Origin of the sequence: Thermus aquaticus (assembly GCF_001280255.1) — a bacterium.
Taxonomy (GTDB): Bacteria; Deinococcota; Deinococci; order Deinococcales; family Thermaceae; genus Thermus; species Thermus aquaticus.
Window position 1 is genome coordinate 1 of record NZ_LHCI01000093.1, and the last position, 1,485, is coordinate 1,485.

2 protein-coding genes and 1 pseudogene are annotated in these 1,485 nt (G+C 71.2%); 1 reads left to right on the plus strand and 2 read right to left on the minus strand.

All coding sequences use genetic code 11. The features are described from left to right. Positions 1-125: 125 nt before the first annotated feature. The gene (locus BVI061214_RS00620; RefSeq protein ID WP_248841683.1) at positions 126-530 is read left to right on the plus strand and encodes a hypothetical protein; all 405 of its coding nucleotides are present in this window, start codon (positions 126-128) and stop codon (positions 528-530) included. A 64-nt stretch (positions 531-594) separates the two neighbouring features. Here the strand turns inward: BVI061214_RS00620 and BVI061214_RS00625 are convergent, their stop codons facing one another. Beyond that, complete coding sequence (locus tag BVI061214_RS00625; RefSeq protein WP_231623781.1) at positions 595-834, minus strand: DUF2442 domain-containing protein; 240 nt, start codon at positions 832-834, stop codon at positions 595-597. Positions 835-842: 8 nt separating this feature from the next. Beyond that, positions 843-1,485: pseudogene (locus BVI061214_RS13975) on the minus strand (hypothetical protein); the annotation flags it as partial.

The following is a 1,485-nucleotide window of genomic DNA, read 5'->3' on the forward strand; positions in this document are numbered from 1 at the left end:
CCCGCCTGGGTGCGGAGGACTTTGCCTATCCTTGGCGGGACCTGGAGGGGGATGTGGAGCGCGGGAAAACAGCGTGGCGAGCGCTGAGAGAGTCAAAAGAAAAACCCCTAAAGGGGGATGCTGAGGTGCTGGAGTTTCTCTTGGACTTCTCGTTATCCCCCCCCAGGCAAAAAACCCCGTTAGCTATTGACTCTCTCACCGGTCTCCTACGGGCCAAACCCGCCGACCGCCGCCGCCGGGTGGAGGAGCTCGCCCTGGGCCTGGCCAAGGAGTTCAAGGACCCGGGGAGCGTCCGCTTCTACGCCTGGGTCCTCTGGAACGCCCTGCGGGCCGAAATCTACGGCATGTGGGAAGGAGCCCTGGCCCTCGTGGAGTGGGCCATCGCCCGGGTCCGCGAGGCCCTGGCCGCCTCCCTCATGAGCTCCCGCAAGGAGGGCATCCGCAGACCCGGTGCCCTCCTGGCCCACCTCCTCAACCAGCAGGGCCTCCTCCCCCTCCTCCGCCAGGCTCCCCAGTGGCGGGTGGCCTAGGCGGTCTCAGGGCCTTCCGCCACTTCTGGAGGAGGGGCTCCCGTGGCCAGGCTGTAGCGGTTCATTAGGGGCCAAGGGCCCCCAAGAGGACCAGGGGGTCCAGGTCGATCCCCCCGGGCCAGGCCGCCGTGCCCGTCTCCGGGTCGACCCCCACCTGGTGGAAGAAGGCAGGGTCCTTGAGCCTTTCCAGGATCCCGAGGAGGGGCAAGCCGCTCAGGTCAACCACCCCTTCCCTCCCGTCGGAGAAGCGGAGCCAGAGGGAGAGGCCCTCCAGGGGGCAGACCTCCACCACTTCGGGCCACACCCTCCCCCTCACCCCCTGAGCACCCGCTTGTACCACACCTTCAGGGCCTCCAGGTCCCCGCTGACCACCGCCCTGCTCCCGTCGGGGTAGAAGCGCACCTCGTAGCGCCGGGGGAACTCGGGGAGGAGGCGCTCCACCCTCGGCCACCACTCGGGCACCGCCTGGGGCAGGAGGACCAGGTAGTAGGGCCCCGTGCCCGCCAGGCCCATCACCTGCCCCTTGCCCAGGGCCGGGGGCCGGCCCAGGTCCGGGGGGGCGGGGTCCGGGGGCTCCTCGGGGGCCCGCCACACCCGCACCGGATCCCGGCGGGGGAGGGGCTTGCCCCCGGGGCCCTTCCCCTTGGGGGCCTCCTTGGGCCTGGGCGGGGGCTCTCGCCTGGCCTTCGCCTCTTCCCTGGCTCCTTCTCCCTTGCGGGCTTCCCCTTCCCCTCCTCCTTCCGCCCCCTCCTTGGGCCTCCCCTCCCGGGGCTCCAGGTAGGGGTTCTCCCGGCCCTGGATAGGGGGCGGGAGGGGCTGCCCCTCCTTCTTGGCCTGGAGGTACTTGCCCAAGGGCCAGGCCCTTTCCGCCAGGAGGTAGGGGCCGCCCAGCCTCCCCTCCACCCGGTAGGCCTTCTTGGGCTCCAGGCGGGCGGCGAAGCCCCGGGCCCGCTTG